The 18,413-nt window shown below is 73.7% G+C and carries 17 protein-coding genes; 12 read left to right on the top strand and 5 right to left on the bottom strand.

Going from position 1 to position 18,413, the window contains the following annotated elements; all coding sequences use genetic code 11:
• Window position 1: 1 nt before the first annotated feature.
• A complete protein-coding gene (locus tag OO63_RS13875; protein WP_030358557.1) occupies window positions 2-448 on the top strand; it encodes a MarR family winged helix-turn-helix transcriptional regulator in 447 nt (148 codons plus the stop codon).
• A 57-nt stretch (window positions 449-505) separates the two neighbouring features.
• Here OO63_RS13875 and OO63_RS45970 read toward each other — a convergent pair whose 3' ends face one another.
• The 3 genes from OO63_RS45970 to OO63_RS45965 all read right to left on the bottom strand — a co-directional run bounded on the left by OO63_RS45970 (window position 506) and on the right by OO63_RS45965 (window position 3,100).
• Window positions 506-1,300: an SCO2400 family protein gene (locus tag OO63_RS45970; protein ID WP_051810844.1), complete on the bottom strand. Its 795-nt coding sequence runs from the start codon at window positions 1,298-1,300 to the stop codon at window positions 506-508.
• Window positions 1,301-1,634: 334 nt separating this feature from the next.
• Window positions 1,635-2,897, bottom strand: a complete 1,263-nt coding sequence (locus tag OO63_RS13865; protein WP_030358559.1) for a PucR-like N-terminal domain-containing protein — start codon at window positions 2,895-2,897, stop codon at window positions 1,635-1,637.
• A gap of 50 nt (window positions 2,898-2,947) precedes the next feature.
• The gene (locus OO63_RS45965) at window positions 2,948-3,100 is read right to left on the bottom strand and encodes a hypothetical protein (protein WP_169786610.1); all 153 of its coding nucleotides are present in this window, start codon (window positions 3,098-3,100) and stop codon (window positions 2,948-2,950) included.
• A gap of 251 nt (window positions 3,101-3,351) precedes the next feature.
• Between OO63_RS45965 and pgfA the strand changes: the two genes are divergently transcribed.
• From pgfA to OO63_RS44645, 10 genes are all read left to right on the top strand, one after another.
• Window positions 3,352-4,383: a cell envelope lipid trafficking protein PgfA gene (gene pgfA, locus OO63_RS13860; protein ID WP_030358560.1), complete on the top strand. Its 1,032-nt coding sequence runs from the start codon at window positions 3,352-3,354 to the stop codon at window positions 4,381-4,383.
• 342 nt (window positions 4,384-4,725) lie between these two features.
• Complete coding sequence (locus OO63_RS13855) at window positions 4,726-5,901, top strand: glycosyltransferase family 4 protein (protein WP_030358561.1); 1,176 nt, start codon at window positions 4,726-4,728, stop codon at window positions 5,899-5,901.
• On the top strand, window positions 5,898-6,617 hold the full coding sequence (locus OO63_RS13850; protein WP_030358562.1) for a class I SAM-dependent methyltransferase: 720 nt from the start codon (window positions 5,898-5,900) through the stop codon (window positions 6,615-6,617). Before OO63_RS13855 ends, OO63_RS13850 begins: the two co-directional genes overlap by 4 nt.
• Window positions 6,614-11,275, top strand: coding sequence for an alpha-(1->3)-arabinofuranosyltransferase (locus tag OO63_RS13845; protein ID WP_030358563.1), 4,662 nt, complete (start codon window positions 6,614-6,616; stop codon window positions 11,273-11,275). The genes OO63_RS13850 and OO63_RS13845 overlap by 4 nt, the downstream gene beginning before the upstream one ends.
• A complete protein-coding gene (locus OO63_RS13840; protein ID WP_030358564.1) occupies window positions 11,272-12,669 on the top strand; it encodes a condensation protein in 1,398 nt (465 codons plus the stop codon). The genes OO63_RS13845 and OO63_RS13840 overlap by 4 nt, the downstream gene beginning before the upstream one ends.
• Complete coding sequence (locus tag OO63_RS13835) at window positions 12,666-13,424, top strand: class I SAM-dependent methyltransferase (RefSeq protein ID WP_030358565.1); 759 nt, start codon at window positions 12,666-12,668, stop codon at window positions 13,422-13,424. The genes OO63_RS13840 and OO63_RS13835 overlap by 4 nt, the downstream gene beginning before the upstream one ends.
• 14 nt (window positions 13,425-13,438) lie before the next feature.
• Complete coding sequence (locus OO63_RS13830) at window positions 13,439-14,356, top strand: hypothetical protein (protein ID WP_033264128.1); 918 nt, start codon at window positions 13,439-13,441, stop codon at window positions 14,354-14,356.
• Window positions 14,356-14,613 carry a Trm112 family protein gene (locus tag OO63_RS13825; RefSeq protein ID WP_030358567.1) on the top strand — a complete coding sequence of 86 codons (258 nt, stop codon included), beginning with the start codon at window positions 14,356-14,358 and terminating at the stop codon, window positions 14,611-14,613. The genes OO63_RS13830 and OO63_RS13825 overlap by 1 nt, the downstream gene beginning before the upstream one ends.
• Window positions 14,610-15,434: an FkbM family methyltransferase gene (locus OO63_RS44650; RefSeq protein ID WP_030358568.1), complete on the top strand. Its 825-nt coding sequence runs from the start codon at window positions 14,610-14,612 to the stop codon at window positions 15,432-15,434. Before OO63_RS13825 ends, OO63_RS44650 begins: the two co-directional genes overlap by 4 nt.
• Window positions 15,424-16,056 carry a hypothetical protein gene (locus tag OO63_RS44645; protein ID WP_397622118.1) on the top strand — a complete coding sequence of 211 codons (633 nt, stop codon included), beginning with the start codon at window positions 15,424-15,426 and terminating at the stop codon, window positions 16,054-16,056. The genes OO63_RS44650 and OO63_RS44645 overlap by 11 nt, the downstream gene beginning before the upstream one ends.
• A 47-nt stretch (window positions 16,057-16,103) precedes the next feature.
• On the opposite strand, the gene OO63_RS13810 is transcribed toward OO63_RS44645, so the two are convergent.
• Window positions 16,104-16,985: an ATP-grasp domain-containing protein gene (locus OO63_RS13810; RefSeq protein WP_030358570.1), complete on the bottom strand. Its 882-nt coding sequence runs from the start codon at window positions 16,983-16,985 to the stop codon at window positions 16,104-16,106.
• A gap of 62 nt (window positions 16,986-17,047) precedes the next feature.
• Window positions 17,048-17,350 carry a hypothetical protein gene (locus tag OO63_RS13805; protein WP_157853996.1) on the bottom strand — a complete coding sequence of 101 codons (303 nt, stop codon included), beginning with the start codon at window positions 17,348-17,350 and terminating at the stop codon, window positions 17,048-17,050.
• A gap of 170 nt (window positions 17,351-17,520) precedes the next feature.
• Here OO63_RS13805 and OO63_RS13800 point away from each other — a divergent pair.
• The coding region (locus tag OO63_RS13800; protein ID WP_157853995.1) for a serine/threonine-protein kinase at window positions 17,521-18,413 on the top strand (893 nt) is incomplete at its 3' end.

The following is an 18,413-nucleotide window of genomic DNA, read 5'->3' as shown; positions in this document are numbered from 1 at the left end:
CATGGCCACCCAGGAACCGGACACCCCCGCCCCGCGCGTCGACCCGCTGACCCTTGAGGTCGTCGAGCTGATCGGTGCCGTCGTGGCGCGCTACTACGAGGAGTACGAGGTCGCCGCGGGCAAGCACGCGCTGACCGGCGCGCAGGCGCGGGTGCTCGGGCTGCTCTCGTTGGAGCCCATGCCGATGCGGCGCATCGCGCAGAAGCTGAAGTGCGAGCCGTCGAACGTGACCGGCATCGTGGACCGCCTGGAGGCGCGCGGCCTGGTCGAGCGGCGGCCCGACCCCGCCGACCGGCGCGTGAAGCTGGCCGCGCCGACGGCCGACGGGCTCACGACCGCGCGCAGCCTGCGGGAGTCCCTCGACTTCGCCCGGGAGCCGCTGGCCGAGCTCTCCCGCGCGGAGCGGGAGTCGCTGCGGGAGCTGCTGCGGCGGATGCTGGGCGCCTGAGCACTCCGGGCGCCGGTGCGGGAGCGTGTCCTGGACGCGTCGGTACGGGGGCTCGCCCTACGTGCACCACCACAGGAACCGGTCGCACGTCTCCGACGGGCTCGGGTCCGGGTCCGGGTCGCTCGGGGGCTTCGTGGCGGACGGCTTCGGGTCCGGGTCCTGCGGGCTCGTGGTGGGGTTGCCCGACGTCGGGTCCGGGTCCGGGCCGCCGGAGGTGCCGGTGCCGCCGGTCGCCGTACCGGTGCCGCCGGTGGTCTCGTCGCCGCCGGGGCCCTGGGCGTCCCCGTCGGCGCCTTCGCCGTCATCGGCGTCCCGGGTGCCCTTGCCGCCCTTGTCCGCCTTCTTGTCCGCCTTCTTGTCCTTGTCGTCGGCGGCGTCGTCGTCGGCCTTGCCCTTCCGGGCCGACTCCGATGCCGACGGCGAACCGTCCGTCGGCTCCCCCACCGGCTCCACGGACGGGTTCGAGCCCTGCCCGCCGCCCGTGTCCCCGGCTCCCGCCGACTCGTCGCGGTCCCGCGCGGACGTCGCCTTGGAGTCGTCCGACGCGGACTCGGTGCCCAGCTCGGCCAGGCTCAGGCCGCCCGCGGCGAGCGCGACGCCCGCGGCGATCAGGATGACCTTGCGGCGCCTGCGGCGGTGCTGGGCGGCCCGGCGGCTCCGCTCCCTGCGGCGGCCGCGGCCCCGGACCCGGCCGCGGGGCGAGGGCTCCTCGTCCGTCTCGTCGAGGTCGTCGGGCTCGTCCTGGGCGGCGAGCGCCTCCGCGTACTCACGGCAGGCTTCGGCCGGGGTGCCGCACCCCGGGCAGGCGAGGGCGCCGTTGAGGTGCCGGTGGCACGCGTGGCAGTAGTCCATGAGGCATGGAGGCTAGGTCCCGGGCCGGTACGGAGGAAGCCGATGCTGTGAAGGTTGTGTGCGGAGTCGAACCTTCCGGCGTGCCCTCGCGTCAGGGCGCGCCCGGCACCGTACGGCAGGGCAGGCTTCGTCCGAATTGCCGCACGTGGCGGCGGGGGCGGCCCGGGTCCGTCCGGGGCGAAAGCCCTCCTCGGGGCAGGGTCATGCGCGGACCCAGGGAGGCAGGCGTCAGGGCGGACCTCACCTCACTTCGGGGCAGACCTGGCCCCACTTCGGGGCGGGCCTGGCCCCACTTCGGGGCGGACCTCACCTCACCCGTCGGCCCGGCCGCACCTCACGCCCTCCCCAACTCCCCCCGCAGCCTCCGTGCCCGCAGCACAAGCTCCAGCTCGAAGCGGCGGTCGGGGTCGTCGACCTCGTCGCCCCACAGCTCCCTGATCTGGCGCAGCCGGTAGCGCACGGTTTGCGGGTGCACACCGAGTCGGGCGGCCACCTCGGGGGCGCCGCCGCGCGTTTCCAGCCAGGCGAGCAGGGTCTCGGCGAGGCGGCGGCCGTGCGCCGGGCCGCAGTGGTCCAGGGGCGCCAGGCAGCGCCGTGACAGGTCCTCGATGAGTTCCTCGGGCTGGAGCAGGACCAGGGCCTCGGTGTGCTCGGTGCAGTACAGGACCTCACCGGAGGGCAGCAGTCCGCGCCCCATCAGGGCGACCGCGGCCTCCGCCCAGCGCAGCGACTTGGCGGCGTCGGCGAGCGGCACGGGCGGGCCGATGGCGCCCGACCAGCCGGTCATGGCGCGGCGGAGCAGTTCGGGGCGGCCCGCGGCGTCCGGGTCGGGCACGACCATGCGGGGCTGCTCGGCCTCCATGTCGAGCAGCACGCCCTCGCCGACGGCCGGGGCCACGGCCTCCCGGGCGGGGCGCAGGAGCACGCCGACGGCGACCCGCTCGGGCAGCTGCCAGCCGACCCGGGCGGCCCGCTCGTCCAGGCCGTTCTCGGCACCGAGCGCGGAGGCGGCGGAGGTGTCGGGGCGGCGCTCGGAAAGCAGCAGCTCCATGAGCTTGCGTTGCAGTCGCAGCCGCTCACCGGCCTGCCGGGCCGCCGCTTCCGCGTAGCCGCGTACCGACTGGTCGACCAGGCCGTCGAGGTACTCGAAGCCGGATTCGGCCAGCTCGTACATCGCCGGGGGTGGGATCTCGGTCTGCTGGCCGATCTCGGCCAGGCGGCGCCAGGCGAGCCGGACGCCGAGGCGGTAGATGGCCTGGAGCGAGTCGAGGCTGCGGCCGTGCAGTCCCTCGCCGCGGCCGAATTCCTGGAAGACCTCCGGGTGGTAGCGCGGCCGGCCCTCCCGGGTGGCGAGCTGCTGCACGAAGCCCTCCAGGGCGCGGCGGATCCCGATGAGCGCCATCGGCTCGCCGGAGTCGTCGAGAACGACCGGCAGGCCGGGGTACTCTGCCCGGATTTCGCGCAGGATGTCCTGAGCGAGGATGGGCACTTCCTCCAAGGCGAGCGCGGCGAACCGGCGCACCTGGAGGGGCGGGACATCGCGCCAGGCGGAGCCCTTGTACGCGGAGCCCGGGCTTCCGGGAGCGCCGTCCGCGATGTCCTCGGGGGCGCTCTCGGAAACGCTTTCGGAGATGGCGGCCACGTCCGTCACCGGTCCCGCTCGGGCGACTCGTAGTGCACGAGCGGCCGGTTCGGCTGGTCGGGCGTGGCGTTCAGGAGCGCCACGATGCCAAGGGCGGCGCCCACGGCGAGAGCCGCGGCGGCCGCGACGGTCAGCGTGGCGGCGAGCAGTCGGTGCATACAGGGTCAGCCTCTCTGCTGGAGGTCGTCCCCACCCCGCTCCGCAGGAGGACAGTGTCGACAACGCATTGACACTGCGTCAAGGGTCCGCCTACGTTCGCGGCCCATACGGGTCAGTAACTCCGTCGAAACAGCGCCGCATCATTTCGGGCAATCCGGCGGCCGCAGCACCGCAGCAATCTCATAACTCGTCGGTAATCCAGCACAGTTGACCGACCGACCCCTGTTCGCCCTCACGGCAGGAGCGCCGGATGCGCCGTACAGCTTCGCCCTTGTCCCTGGTCCTGCTCGGCCTGGGCGCTTTTCTGCTCGTCCTGGCCCCGATGCTGGCCTGGTACGTCGAGCCGCGTGCGAAACGCACGCCCATTGATGTCGATCAGATAACGGTCTTCAAGGGGACCGGCAGCTACTTCGACACCGAGAAGATCAAGACGGTCACCGGTCAGAACCTGACCATCACCCGGCAGGTGCGCGGCGACGTCGCCGACAGCGACAAGTCGGGACGGGCGATCTGGGACGTATCGACCTCGGTCGACCCGGACAAGTCGCTGCCCGCGGCCGATCCGCACGACTCGCTCCAGTGGAGCCTGGAGCGCTGGGTGACCGACCGGAAGACGAACAAACCGGTGCATTGCTGCGGCGAGAAGCCGTACTTCGAGGGGGAGGCGTACCTGAAGTTCCCCTTCGACGTCGAGAAGCGCACCTACCTGTGGTGGGACAGCACGCTCGGCGCCACGGTGCCGCTGTCCTACCAGGGCAAGAAGAAGATCCAGGGCTACGAGGGCCTGCGCTTCACCGGCACCGTGAAGGCCACCAAGACCGGCACCCGCCAGGTCCCCGGGCGCCTCGTGAAGCAGCCGGAGCGCAGCCAGGTCATGGCCGAGGAGTGGTACGCCAACCACGGCATCGAGCTGGTCGCCGACCAGCGCACCGGCCGGATCATCTTCGCCGCCATCGGCCCCCGCAAGACCCTGCGCGCCCCCGGCGGCAAGAAGGACGCGACCGTCCTGCTCGACAGCGAGCGGATCGCGTTCACCAAGAAGACCCAGCAGTCCCAGGTGGACCTGGCGGACGACGACAGCTCGCGTCTGAAGCTGGTCGGCGAGACGTTGCCGCTGGTCACCGTGGTCCTCGGCGGGGCGCTCGCGATCCTCGGCGGGGTGCTCGTGGCGCGCGGCAGGGAGAAGGACTCGAACGGCTCGGGGAGGGACGGTGAAGGACCGGATTCGATGGGTCCACATTCCGATACGTCCCCAAATTCCCTGCAACCCACCACGATGTGATGAGACGTCAGCGTCAAGAAGGGCCGAAATTGTCACCCCGGTGAGTAGCCGCACCGTTCGGTGCGGCGAAAACTGTCCACTCCACCCAGACACAGTCCCCGCACAGTCCCAGCACAACGACTGCGCAAACCACCCGGTGTTTTCCGTCCCCGGAGCACCGGAGTCCCGCCCCGCACCGCGGGACCGGCCCCCGGTCCCGGCAGCACCACCCGCACCACCCCGTAGCACGTCGCACCACCCCGCACCACCGGATCCATTCGCGCCACCCGTACAGCCGGGCCCCACCCCGGATCCACCCGAACTCCCCCACAGTTCCGCACCCCGAGACGAGTTGGAGCACCTATGCCCCAGCACGTGCCGTCGTCGCTGCGCCCGGTCGCATCACGGCCCGCGTGGCCCCTTCCGGCGCTCCCCCCACAGCCGCGCCGGATCGCCTTCCTCGCCCGCCGCGACCTGGGAAACCCGGCCGCAGGCGGCTCCGAACTCCTGGTCGACAAGCTGGCCGACGGACTGACCGCCGAGGGCCACCAGGTCACGCTGCTGTGCGGCGGCCCCGCCGCCTACCGCGACTACCGCGTGGTGTCGGCGGGCGGCGACCTCGGCCACTACCTGCGTGCCCGGTCGGCGTTCACCCGCCAGATCGGCGACACCGACCTGCTGGTCGAGGTGTGCAACGGCATGCCGTACCTCGCCCCGCTGTGGCACCGCGGCCCCACCCTGTGCCTGGTCAACCACGTCCACACCGAGCTATGGTCGATGCGCTTCCAGGGACCGCTCGCCCCGGCCGCGCGCCTCGGACGGCGCCTGGAGCACTGGGCCCTCTCGGGCGCCCAGCGCGGCAACCTCCTGGTCGCCGTGTCGCCGTCCACCGCGACGGCCCTGCAGGACCTGGGCGTCGAGCCCGACCGCATCCGCGTCGTGCACAACGGCGTGGAGGAGCCCGGGCCCCTGCACGAGCGCTCCGACGAACCGATGTTCCTGGCCATGGGCCGGCTCGTGGAGTACAAGCGTGTCGATCTGCTGCTGCGCCTGTGGGAGCGGGTCCGCCCGGTCACCGGGGGCCGCCTCGTGATCGTCGGCGAGGGCCCCGAGCGGGCGCGCCTGGAGCGGATGGCCGGGCCCGGCGTGCAGTTCACCGGCCATGTCTCGGAGGCCGAGAAGCACCGGCTGCTCTGCGAGTCATGGCTGCTCCTGCACCCCTCGGCCGTCGAGGGCTGGGGCCTGGTCGTCACCGAGGCCGCGGCGCGCGCGACGCCCGCCATCGGCTTCGACGTACCCGGAGTACGCGACTCCATAGAAGACGGGGTGACCGGGCTGCTCGCGCACGGCGAGAGCGCGTTCGCCGCCCACTGGTGCACGCTCGCCCTCAGCGCCGAGCGGCGCCGCGCCTTCGGCAAGGCCGCGGCGGAGCGCGCCGCGCACTTCCGCTGGGCGAACACGGTGCGCCAGTTCCGCGCGGTGGCCGCCGAGGCCGTCGCCGCGCACGAGCCGCCGGCGAAAGTGAAGGGATCTGCGTGAGGGACCCGTCGCTGCGCCGCTCCGTGACCCTGTTCCGGGCCTTCCTGCGCGAGCAGCAGGAGCCGGAGAAGTGTTACGCGCTGCTCGCCCGTGACGCCGCCGACCAGGTCGAGCGGCACCTGCCCGTCAAGGACCGGGTGGTCGTCGACGTGGGCGGCGGCGGTGGCTACTTCACCGAGGAGTTCCAGCGGCGCGGCGCGCAGGCCTACCTCTTCGAGCCCGACCCGCACGAACTCGGCGCGAAGCCCCCCGAGGGCTCCGTGGTCGCCGACGGCTATCTGCTTCCGCTCGCCGACGGCGTCGCCGACGTCACGTTCTCCTCGAACGTCCTGGAGCACGTCGACGACCCCGGCACCTTCCTCAGCGAGATGGTGCGCGTCACCCGCCCCGGCGGGCTCATCTACGTGGCGTTCACCAACTGGTACTCCCCCTGGGGCGGCCACGAGTGGGCGCCCCTGCACTACTTCGGCGCCGAGCGGGCCCGCGCCCGCTACGAACGCCGCACCGGAAAACCCGCCAAGCACAAGCTCGGCGAGAACCTCTTCGCCCACCACGTCGGACCCACGCTCAGACAGGTGCGGGCCCGCGACGACGTCCAGGTCGTCTCGGCCCGCTCCCGCTACTGGCCGTTCTGGGCCGAAACGGTCGCGAAGGTCCCAGGTCTGCGCGAAGTCGCCACCTGGAACCTCCTCCTCATCCTCAGGCGGTGTCCATGACCACCACGGTCCAGTCCCCACCCCCGGCGGCCCTGAAGCCGACGGCGCCCGCGCCCGAACCCGGGCGCGGGCCTCGCTCACGGCGCTGGCTCGCCGGGTTCTGGGCCGTGGTGTTCGTGTGCTTCCTCGCCGTCAAACCGGGGCGGATGACGTTCGACACCAAGCTCGGCGTCGCCGTCGACCCCTGGCAGTTCCTCTCCGACCTCGGCCAGCTCTGGCACGACCGGGGCGGCTTCGGCGGCATCCAGGACCAGTACATCGGCTACGCCTTCCCGATGCTGCCGTACTACGCCCTGACCGACCTGCTGCAGATCCCCGTCTGGCTGGCCGAGCGGCTCTGGATGTCGCTGATCGTCGCGGTCGCCTTCTGGGGCGCGCTGCGGCTCGCCGAGCGGCTGAACATCGGCAGCAACGGCTCGCGGCTGCTCGGCGCGGTCGTGTACGCGCTGTGGCCGACGTTCACCGTCGTGGTCGGCTCGACGTCGGCGGCGGCGCTGCCCGGCGCGTTCCTGCCGTGGGTGCTTATCCCGCTCACCAACGACCGCGTGACCGCACGGATCGCGGCGTTCCGCTCGGCGCTCCTCATCCCGTTCATGGGCGGGGTGAACGCCGCGTCGACGCTGGCGTCCCTGCTGCCCGTGGGCCTCTATCTCCTGTCGCGCCCGAACGGACCGCGCAAGCGCAAGCTGATCACCTGGTGGGTGCCCGGCGTCATCCTCGCCACCGCCTGGTGGGTGGTGCCCCTGCTCCTGCTCGGCATCTACGGCGAGAACTTCCTGCCGTACGTGGAGAACTCGGCGACCACGACCGGCACCATGTCGGCCACCGAGACGCTGCGCGGCGCCGGGAACTGGGTGGCGTACCTGCACTTCGGTGACTCCTGGCTGCCCGCCGGGTGGACCGTCGCGACCTCCGTCATCGCCATCGTCTGCTCGGCGTTCGCCGCGGCCCTCGGCCTCGCCGGGCTCGCCCGGCGCGATCTGCCGGAGCGGCGCTGGCTGGTGCTCACGGTCCTGTCCGTCGCGCTCGTCACCCTCGCCGGGTACGGCGGCGTGTTCGGCGCGCCCTTCCACGGCACCGTGCAGGACTGGCTGAACGGCGGGCTCGTCCCGTTCCGCAACATCTACAAGTTCCAGACCGGGCTCGCGCTCGCCCTGGCCTTCGGCCTGGCCCACCTGGTGGGTGTGGCGGCGCGGGCGCGCGGGGCACGGCCGGTGCGCGGGCGGCGGTACGCGCCGCTGGTGGCCGCCGTCCTCGTGATCCCGGGACTCGCCTGGCCGTACCTCAACGGCTCGATCCTGCAGCCGGGTTCGTTCCAGAAGCTGCCGGACTACTGGGACACGACGGCCGACTGGCTGGACAAGTACTCCCCGGACTCGCGCGCCCTGGTCGTGCCCGCGACCGCGCACGGCATCTACACCTGGGGCTCCCCCATCGACCAGCCGCTCGACGTGCTCGCCGACTCCCGCTGGGCCCAGCGCGACTACGTGCCGTTCGGCACCAAGGGCAACCGGCGCGCCATGGACGCCGTCGAGCAGGCCCTCATGACCGGCGGCCAAGTCCCGGGCCTGCGCGACTACTTGACCCGCGCCGGGCTCTACTACGTCGTCGTACGCAACGACCTCGACCCCGACCAGATCGGCTACGTCCCGACCGCGACCGTCAAGCGCACCCTGGAGGAGTCCGGGTTCAAGCGCGTCACCGGATTCGGGCCGACCGAGACCGGCGGACGGATCGCCGACGACACGCCCGTGCAGGTCGAGGGCCTGTACCCGCGCCAGCGCGCGGTCGAGATCTACGCGCCCGGCGACGGCGCCCAGCGCCCCGGCCAGGCCGGCCTGAAGCCGGTGGCCAACACGGCCGTCGTCAGCGGCGGCCCCGAGGCGCTGCTCCCGCTGTCGGCCGACCCGGACATGAAGGACCGTCCGGCCGTCCTGACCGGCGACAACCACCCGGGCCTCGGCTCGCCGCCCGCCCTGCAGGCGGTCGGTGACGGCCTGCGCCGCGCCGACACCCGCTTCGGCCTGGTCAACACCAACACCTCGTACCCCTACACCAAGGACGAGAAGAACGCGCCGGACGCCCTCCAGGACGGCGGCGAGAAGCCCCGGCAGATCCTGCCGACCAAGGGCATCAAGCACCAGACCGTCGCGGAGCTGCGCGGCGCCAAGTCCGTGACGGCGTCCAGCTACGGCAACTGGCTGTTCCACCTGCCGCAGTTCGACCCGGTGAACGCCTTCGACGGCAACCCGAACACGGCCTGGACGGAAGGCAACCCGGGCAACCCCGACAACGAGTGGATCAAGGCGGAGTTCACGAAGAAGACCGCCATCCCCTCGTCGATCAAGGTGACGCCGCTGCCGCAGCAGGGTGTGCGGTCCGCGCCGACGAAGGTGCGCGTGGAGACCGAGCAGGGCGAGGCGGTCTCGTACCTGCGGCCCGACGGCCAGACGCAGCGCGTCAAGGTCAAGCCGGGCGACTCCTCGTGGCTGAAGCTGACCATCCTCGACGCGCAGGTCGCCCACGACGGCCTGACCGGCGCCGGGTTCTCGGAGATCAGCATCCCCAAGGTGCAGGTCACCAAGCTGCTGCGGATGCCCGCCGACACCGAGGGCACCGACGGCGCGGACGCCGACGCCACGACGTACTCCATGCACCGCTCGGCCGACCAGTCCGGTCTGTCGCCGGTGACCGCCGAGGCCGGCCTGCACCGCCGCTTCACCACCACGGGCGACGGCAGCTACAAGGTCAAGGCGAGCGCGGTCGCCGTCCCCGGCCAGAAGCTCGACGAGCTCCTCTACAAGGTGGCGCCCGACCAGCGCGAGCAGATCATCGCCAGCGCCGACTCGACGTCCGAGCTCGGCGGCGGACTCTCGCCCCGCAACCTCACCGACGGCGATCTGACGACCGCGTGGATCGCGGGCGACAAGCCGGTCATCCATCTGCGGTGGCCCGGCAAGGTCGCGGTCGACCAGATCGTACTGCCGCCCGCGGGCGGACTCTCCACCCGTCCCGAGAAGATCGAGATCAGCTCTCCGGACGGCGCGGCCGTCGCGGGGGTCGACGAGAACGGCAACGCCCGCTTCGCGCCGATCACCACCGACCGCCTCGACATCACCATCACCAAGACCGCGCCGCTCACCCTGCACAACCCGGTGGCGGACGAGAAGCTGCAGCTGCCCGTCGGCCTCACCGAGGCCTACGTCCCGGCGCTCGACAAGTTCCGCACCAAGCAGCCCGACCCCGACCGCACCTTCGAACTCGCCTGCGGCGAGGGCCCGGCGGTGTCGGTCGACGGCAAGCTGTACGCGACGAGCGCCGAGGGCACCGTCCGGGACCTGGTGGACCGCAGGCCGGTCGACCTGACGCTGTGCGACGACAACAAGAAGCAGACCTCGGTGGACCTCGCCGCCGGTCAGCACCGCGTGGAGGCCGGTGACGAGGGCCCGCTCGCCGTCACCGACGTGTCCCTCACCCGCGGCACCCCGGGCAGCCTCGTCACCAAGGCCCGCGAGCTGAAGATCAAGGACTGGCTCGGCGACCGCCGCGAGGTGGCCGTCGGGGACGGCGCCGCCCAGTACCTGACGACCTACGAGAACGTCAACGACGGCTGGAAGGCCACCCTGAACGGCAAGGAGCTGCGCTCGGTGCGGCTCGACGGCTGGCAGCAGGGCTGGCTCGTCCCGGCGGGCGAGGGCGGCACGGTCAAGCTCACCTACGAGCCGTCCACGGCGTACGAGGCCGGACTCATCGGCGGTGGCGTGGGCGTCCTCGCCCTGGTGGCGCTGGTGTTCGTGCGGCGCCGCGACCCGAACCCGGACGGGCCCGGCGTGACCCCGCCGGGACCGGGTCCGGTGCTCGGCACGGTGGTGCTGACGCTGGTGGCCGTGGTCGTCGCGGGCTGGTTCGCCGTGCTCGTGCCCGTCCTCGCGGTGCTCGCCTGGCGCAAGCACACGCTGCTCGTGCCGCTGGCGTTCCTGGCCATGGCCGGGGCAGGCATCGCCGCCGCGACCGGCGCGGGCGAGGCCGTCGCCGCCGACCAGGGGGCCTTCGGGCACACCGCTCAACTCCTCGCGTTCATCGCGCTGTTCGCGGCGCTGGTGAGCGTGCGGGAGGGGGCCGACGCGCAGGGCGCGGCGGTCGCGGGTGGCGGTGGTCCCGGTGCCGGTGGTCCTGGCGGTGCCGTGGGTGTGGGCAGTCCCGTGGGGCCGGGGGTTCCGGCGGCGGGGCCCGGGGGCTTCGGTGGCCCCGGTGTCTTCGGCGGCCCCGCCGGTCCTGCCGGGCCCGGGAGTGCGGGCGGAGCCACGCCCGCGCCGCCCCGCCCGCAGGGCTCCCCCGACGCCGTGACGATGCCGCTCGGGCCCGACCGTGACCTGGGCGGGCCGACCGCGCCACCGCTGCCGCACCGCAGGCGCGGGGACGAGCTCGACGGGGAGACCGGCGGGACCGAGGCAGCCACACCCGGCGCGCCCGCACCCGACGCGCCCCCGGCCGTCCCCCCGTACAGCGCGAGCCCGACCCTGTCGGCCCGCGGCCCGGACCCGCTGCGCAAGGACACGCCTGAACCGGCCGACGGCGCCCCGACGGATGAGGGGACCCCCGGCCGGGGTACGCGCTCGGGTGAGGATCCGCGCCCGGGAGAGGACAACGCACCATGACCGCCCTGGAACACCCGGCCCGGCGTGCGGACGGCCCCGGCCGTCCGCCGCGCCGGGTGCCGTTCCCCGTCGTCGACGAGGTCGCCCGGCACTGCCTGCAGGAGGAGGAGCCGGAGACCGTCCACATCGAGGTGCATCTGCCGGGCACGCCGGACGCCGAGCGGCTGAAGGCGGCGTTCGGCGAGGCGCTGCGACGCCACCCGCGCATCCTGGTGCGGGAGGCGCGCGGCGCCTGGTACCGGCGGCGGTACGAGTGGGAGCTGACCGAGGGCCCCGACGTGGAGGTGGTCACGTTCCCGGCGCCGGTGCCGGACGCCCTGAAGCGGGCCAGGGAGCGCGCCCTGTGCGATGCGCCGCCGCTCACCGCGTCCCCGCCGATCCGCCTGGAGGTCGTCGCCGACGCCGAAGCGGGCGGCACCTCCAGCGTGCTGTTCCTGACCATCAACCACACCGCGCTCGACGGCCCGGCCTGTCTGCGGGTGCTCGCCACCGCCGCCGAACTGTACGGCGGCCGGGACAACGCGCCCGCGGCGCCGCCGACCCGTACGCCCGTGTCGGCGGACGGTGCGGGCGGCACCGACGAGGCGCCGTCCGGCCTGCCGTCGCCGTGGGCAGCCCCGGCCCGCGTCGCCCACGGCACCCCCGACCCGTCCCCCGGCAACGGCATGCTCGTCGCCGAGCTGCCGGTGCCGCGCCGCCCCAAGGGCGCGCCGTACACCGTCAACGACCAGCTGATGGTCGCCACGGCGCTGATGATCGCGCACTGGAACCGTGAACACGGCTCCAGGCCGCGCCCGTTGCGCATCACCATGCCCGTCGACGACCGGCCGCGCGACATGACGATGCCCATCGGCAACGGCACCCGGCTCGTCGAAGTGCCTTTCGGTGCCGCTGAGTTGGAGCCGGACGCCGGAACCGGCCGGTCGGGCCCGGGAGACCTGACCCCCGACGAGATCCACGCCCTGCTGCGCCGCACCTCCGACCGCACCCGCGCCCTCAAGGCCCTGTCGCGCCCGCAGCTCGGCCACGGCGCCACGCTCCTCACCGCGCCCGTCCTTCCGGTGACTGTGCGCGCCGCCGTCACCCGCGGCCTGCGCAGGGCCGCCGGGCCGTGGACGTCGACGACGCTGCTCAGCAACATCGGGCGGGTGCCGTACGCCCTCGACTTCGGGGACGCGGGGGCGGCGACCGCCGTGTGGTTCTCCGCGCCCGCCCGGATGCCGCGCGGCCTGACCGTGACCACCGCGTCCACCGCGGGCCGCCTGCACCTGGCCCTGCGCTGGTCCCGGACGCTGCTCAGCCACGGCGACGGCTCCCATCTGCGGGACCTCTTCGAGCACTATCTGCACGCCACGCAGAACCTCCACCCGACCCCGGAGGGCAGCGGCTCATGACGACGACCAGCGCCACCCCTCGTACCGACGAGGGCGAACGCCCGCACGGGCTGCGGGACTTCTACGAGAACCCGAACGTGCCGGTGGCCTCCGGCGACGCCCGCAGCCTGCGCCAGGCCCGGATGCTCGCCGCCGCCCTCGGCCCCGCGAGCGCGGGCGCCGGGGTCGTCCTCGACATCGGCTGCGGCGACGGCAGCGCCGCGCGTGTCGCCGCGCCGCTGCTCGCCGGGCACCGCGTCGTCGGCGTCGACTGGTCCCAGGACGCGCTGCGCCGCGCCGGGGCGCACCTGCCGCACGTCGTGCGCGGCGAACTCACGGACGGCGGGCTGCCGTTCGCGGACGGATCGGCGGACGCCGTCCTGTTCAGCGAGGTCATCGAGCACCTCGTGGACCCCGACAGCGCCCTCGACGAGCTGCGCCGCGTCCTTCGGCCCGGCGGCCACCTGATGCTGTCCACGCCCAACCTCGCCGCCTGGTACAACCGCGGGCTGCTGCTCGCGGGCGTGCAGCCGGTGTTCTCCGAGGTGAGCCTGCGCGGCATCCACGGCCGCCCCGGGCGTGAGGTGGTGGGCCATCTGCGGCTCTACACCGCCCGCGCGCTCAGGGAGTTCGTGGCCGCGTCCGGCTTCGACGTCGTACGCCTCGCGGGCGCGCCCTTCCACGGCGTGCCGCGGCCGCTGCGCGCCCTGGACCGACTCGCCTGCTCCGTGCCGGGCGCCGCCTCCATCCTGCTGCTGCACGCGCGGAAAGCGTAGCCATGTGGTGGGGTGTGGCCGCGGCGCTGCTCGCGAACCTGCTCTACAGCACCGGCTTCGTCCTGGAGAAGCGGGCGCTCACCGCGATGCCGTCGGTCAGCGTCCGCAACCCGGCCCGGCTCCTTCGCCAGGTGATCTCCAGCCCGCTGTGGATCGGCGGCTCGCTGGCGCTCGCCGCGGGCTTCGGGGCGCAGCTGATCGTCTACCGGACGCTGCCGATCGCGGCGGCCCAGGGCATCTTCGTCTCCGGGCTCGTGCTGCTCCTGCTCCTGTCGGCGAAGCTGCTCGGCGAGCGCACGTCGGGGCGCGAGCGGTACGCGGTCGCCGCGATCCTCGCCGCGCTCCTGATGGTCGTGCTGTCCCTGAAGGAGGGCACGGACACGGTGGGCCGCGACGCGCCCGCCCCGCTCGTCCTCACGGTCTGCCTGCCCTCGCTCGCGGCCGGTCTGTGGCTGTACGCGTCCGCCGAGCGCCGCACCCGCAGCAAGCACCGCCAGCCGACGACGGGCGTGGAGTACGGCGTCGCGGTGGGCCTGCTCTACGGCGTCAGCTCGCTGGCCATCAAGGGCGTGTCCAGCCATCTGTCCCTGGACGGCGGCCTGGGCGGCGCCCTGCTCGACCTGCTGCGCTCCCCGTACCCCTATCTGCTGCTCTTCACCGGAGCGTTCGGCCTGATCATGTCGCAGGCGGCGCTCCAGAAGTGCAGGGCCTCACTGATCGTCCCGGTGTGCACGACGGTGACGTCGCTGTTCACCGCCGTGCTCGGGACGCTCGCGTTCGGTGAGGCGCTGCCCCACGACCCGGTGCGGCTCACGCTGCGGGTCGCGGGGACGGTGCTCGCGGTGGCGGTGCTCCTGGTGATGCCCAAGCACGACCCCGCACCCGCCGTGCCCGCCGAACCGAATCTGCCACCCAAGGAGCTGATGCCCTGATGAACCCCGACGACCCGCTGCTGAAGATCCTCGCCTGCCCCCTCGACAAGGGTCCGCTGGTCCTCCTCGCGCCGGAGGCCACCCTCCCCGCCGACCCCTCACCGGAACCGGTGCCGCTGCCCGAACAGGCCCTCTACAACCCCCGGCTGCACCGCCGCTACCCGATCGTGGACGGCATCCCACAGCTCCTGCCGTCCTCCGGTGAACAGGTCTCGGAGGACGAGCACGAGCGCCTGCTCAAGCTGATCTCGTCGTGACGCCCGCCGCGCGCAAGACCCTCGCCGCCCGCGTCGCGCCCCGGCTCCCCACCCGCGCGGTGGCCGCCCTGGCCCGGCTCGTCTATCCGCGCTTCGAGCCCGAGCTGGCCCGCCTCGGCGAGCTGTGCCCGCCCGACTGCGGCACCGCCGTCGACGTCGGCGGCTGGTACGGGCCCTGGTCGCGCCGGCTCGCCCGGCGGGCCCGGCGCGTGGTGACCGTGGAGCCGGTGCCGCATCTGGCGCGGCTGCTCGCGGCGGCCACGCCCGGCAACGTCCGGGTGATCCAGGCGGCGGCGGGCGAGGAGCCCGGCACGGCCCGGCTCTGGCTGCCCGAGGACGACCGGGGCGACCGCGGGGTGTCCTCGCTGGTGCGCAGGGACGGCGTGCACGGCACCGCGCTCGACGTGCCGTGCCTGACGCTCGACGGCCTCGGCCTGCACGACGTGCACTTCATCAAGATCGACGTGGACGGCCATGAACTGCCCGTCCTGCGCGGCGCCCGCACACTCCTGGACCGGGACCGCCCGGCGCTCTTCGTCGAGCTGGAGGCCCGCATCCAGCCCATCGCCCCGGTCGTCGACCACCTCGCGGACGCGCACGGCTACCGCGGCTGGGTGCTGCCGGACGACACCTGGCTGCCCCTGGACTCCTTCGACCTGGAGGCGCACCAGCGCGCCACCTCGTACGTCGTGACGCAGGGCCTGGTGCGGCGCGCGCTGACGCCGCGGCGGCCGCGGTATGTGAACTCGGTGCTCTTCCTGCCGGACGGGCGGCGTCCGGCCGGGCGGGCCGTGCGGGACCATGGGGCGTATGTCCGCTAGCTCCGCCGCCGGTTCCGGACCGGGTTCGTCGCGTGCCTCGCGTCCGCCGGGCCCGTTCACGCCCCTCGACTTCCAGCTGGTCCTGCTGCGCCGCATGGCCGACCACAACCCGGACCTCGTCGAGGACGCCCGGCACGCGCTGGGCACCTCCATCACCGACATGCGCGAGGCCAACCGCCGCTGGCAGGCGATGCTGCACGCGCGCGGAGGGCGCGCGGCGGTCTCCAGGTATCGCTCGGTGCTCGGACCGCCCGAGGCGAGCGTCCCCCGGAAGATCGGCGACCTGGAGTGCGAGGCGCTGCTCTGGCCGGTGCCGCTCTGGCCCGACCTGAGCTTCGAGGTGCTGCTCGGGCCGAACGCGGCGGTGTGGAACGAGTGGCTGATCCGCGCCCCCGGCGCGCCGGGTCCCGCGCTGCGCACCCTGGCCGACCTCACGCCCTGGTCGTGCACCGTGGACGAGGCCGCCCGCGCGTTCGCGCCCGCCCGCCCGATGGAGGGGACGGCGCCGACGCGGTGGCGGCTCGCCTTCACCGCGCCGGACGCGGAGTCGGGTGAACGGCGGCGCTGTGTAGCCGAGTTCACGTGGGGGCTGCTGCAGCGGCTTTCGTTCCCGGAGGGGTGAGGCGGGGTCCGGGCCGCCGGGTCGACGGGAGCTGCCGGGCTCCCGGTCTACTGGGCGGCGGCCTTGAGGATCAGTTCCGCGACCCGGGGCAGCGAGTCCGGGTGGAGGCCGAGGAAGAGGTTGGGCTCGACGAGTTCGAGCTCCATGACGCGCGGACCGTCGTCGGGATCGTCCCCGTCCACCAGGTCCACGCGTGCGTACAGCAGCTCGGGTGAGCCGGGAATCGCCGCCAACGCCCGCTCGGCGACGGCGAGTTCGGCTTCGGTGGGGCGCCAGGGCCGCGGGTCGGGGTGGGACACCTTGTCGGCGTCGAACGCGGTGCCGGGCGCGAGCACCGCGCCCTTGCGTATGGCGTGCAGGAACTGGCCGCCGACGAAGACGAGGGCGCGCTCGCCGGTGACGTCGATGCGCCGCATGTAGGGCTGCACCATGGCGGTGAAGCCCTCCTCGTGCAGGCGGGCGACGTGCGCGTGGGCGGCGTCCCGCTCGTCCGCGCCGTACCTGGCGGCGTACCGCGCACCGGCCCCCGAGGTGGGCTTGACGACGAACTCCCGGTCGGCGGGCGGGAGTTCGCCGTCGTCACCGGGCGCGCGGTAGGCCGTGGGGACGGTGGGCACACCGGCGGCGGCCAGCTCGCCCAGGTACCGCTTGTCGGTGTTCCAGCGCACGACGTCCGCGGGGTTGGCGAGGCGGGTGAGCTTGGCGCACCGCTCGGCCCACGCCACGTACTCCTCGGCGCGCCAGCTGTAGTCCCAGGTGGAGCGGATCAGCGCGAGGTCGAATCCGGCCCAGTCGACGCCGGGGTCGTCCCAGCCGACGATCCGGACCTCGGCGCCCGCCTCGTCGAGGGCGCGCGCGAGGACCGGCAGGTCGCGGTCGTGCTCGGGCTGCGGGCGGCGGGTGACGAGCGCGATGCGGGGGCCGGTCACGGGGACTCCTTCTTCGTGCGCGATCAGAGCCCCCGCAGGCTAACAACCGGCCGCCGGCCGCCTCAGAGGATGAAGACGCTCTGCGCGGTCTCCGTGTGGTACGTCTCGCCCGGGTACACGAGCCACTCGACCTGGCCGGTGCAGTCCGGGCCCGAGTGGACCTCGGCGATGGCGTCGGTGTTGTTGGCCACCGAGGTCGGGAACCAGTCGACGGGGTAGCAGCCGCTCGGATCCTCGTAGGCCTGGCCGTTGATGACGAGAACCCCCTCCGCCGCGTACGCCGACCCCGGCACGGAGAGCGCCAGTGCCGCTGCCGCGCCGAGCACCCCGAGCGCCCTGGCCGCCTTGTTCATCCGTCGCGTCATGCGCATACCCCTTCACCACGTGGACCGCTCCCGACGCGACCCTCTTGAGCGACCAAACGTAGCGGATCAGACACGCAAAGTGACAAGCGTGCGGAGGTGGCACCCGGCCGGACGTGCGCCGCGCACGGCCCAATCACGGGGCGGGGGCAGGGAGTTCGTATGATGCGCCCATGGCAAGCACGGGGGAACTGATCGCCGGACGCTACCGCATCGAGACGCGGCTCGGCCGCGGCGGCATGGGCACCGTGTGGCGCGCGCGGGACGAACTCCTCGGGCGGGCCGTCGCGGTCAAGGAACTGCACGTCGACGACGCGCTGACCCCCGAGGACGCGCAGCGCCAGCAGGAGCGGACGCTGCACGAGGCCCGGTCGGTGGCGCAGGTGAAGCACCCGGGCATCCTCGTCCTGCACGACGTCGTGCGGTACGAGGAGCGGCCCTGGCTGGTGATGGAGCTGATCGACGGCTGGTCGCTCGCCGACCGGATGGCGGCCGAGGGGCCGTTGCCGCCCGCCGAGGCGGGCCGGATCGCTCTCGCGCTCCTCGGCGCGCTGCGGGCCGCGCACACGGCCGGGGTGCTGCACCGCGACCTGAAGCCCGCGAACGTGCTCCTGGAGGCGGAGTCCGGCCGCGTCGTCCTGTCCGACTTCGGCATCGCGCAGGTCGCGGGGCAGACACGGCTCACGCAGACCGGGGCGTTCGTGGGCTCGCCCGAGTACACCGCGCCGGAGCGGATGTCGGGTCAGCGGTCGGGGCCCGCGTCCGACCTGTGGTCGCTCGGGGTGCTGCTGTGCGCGGCCGTGGCGGGCGAATCGCCGTTCCACCGGGACTCGGTGGCCGGGGTGCTGCACGCGGTGGTCCTGGACGAGATCGCCCTGCCCGACACCCTCGGCCCCCTCCTGCCGGTGGTCCGGGGCCTGCTGGAGCGCGACCCGGAGCGACGCCTCACCGTGACGGCCGCGGAACAGGCGCTCCGTGCGGCCCTGGACGACCCGACACCGCTCACGCCGCCCACACCGCCGACCCCCCGTCCCACCCCCACCCCCACCCTCACCGCCCCGGCCCC

It is taken from the genome of Streptomyces alboflavus, from assembly GCF_000716675.1.
Lineage (GTDB): Bacteria > Actinomycetota > Actinomycetes > Streptomycetales > Streptomycetaceae > Streptomyces > Streptomyces alboflavus.
Note: the sequence above shows the minus strand (reverse complement) of the source record. Positions and strands in the feature narration are given on the sequence as shown.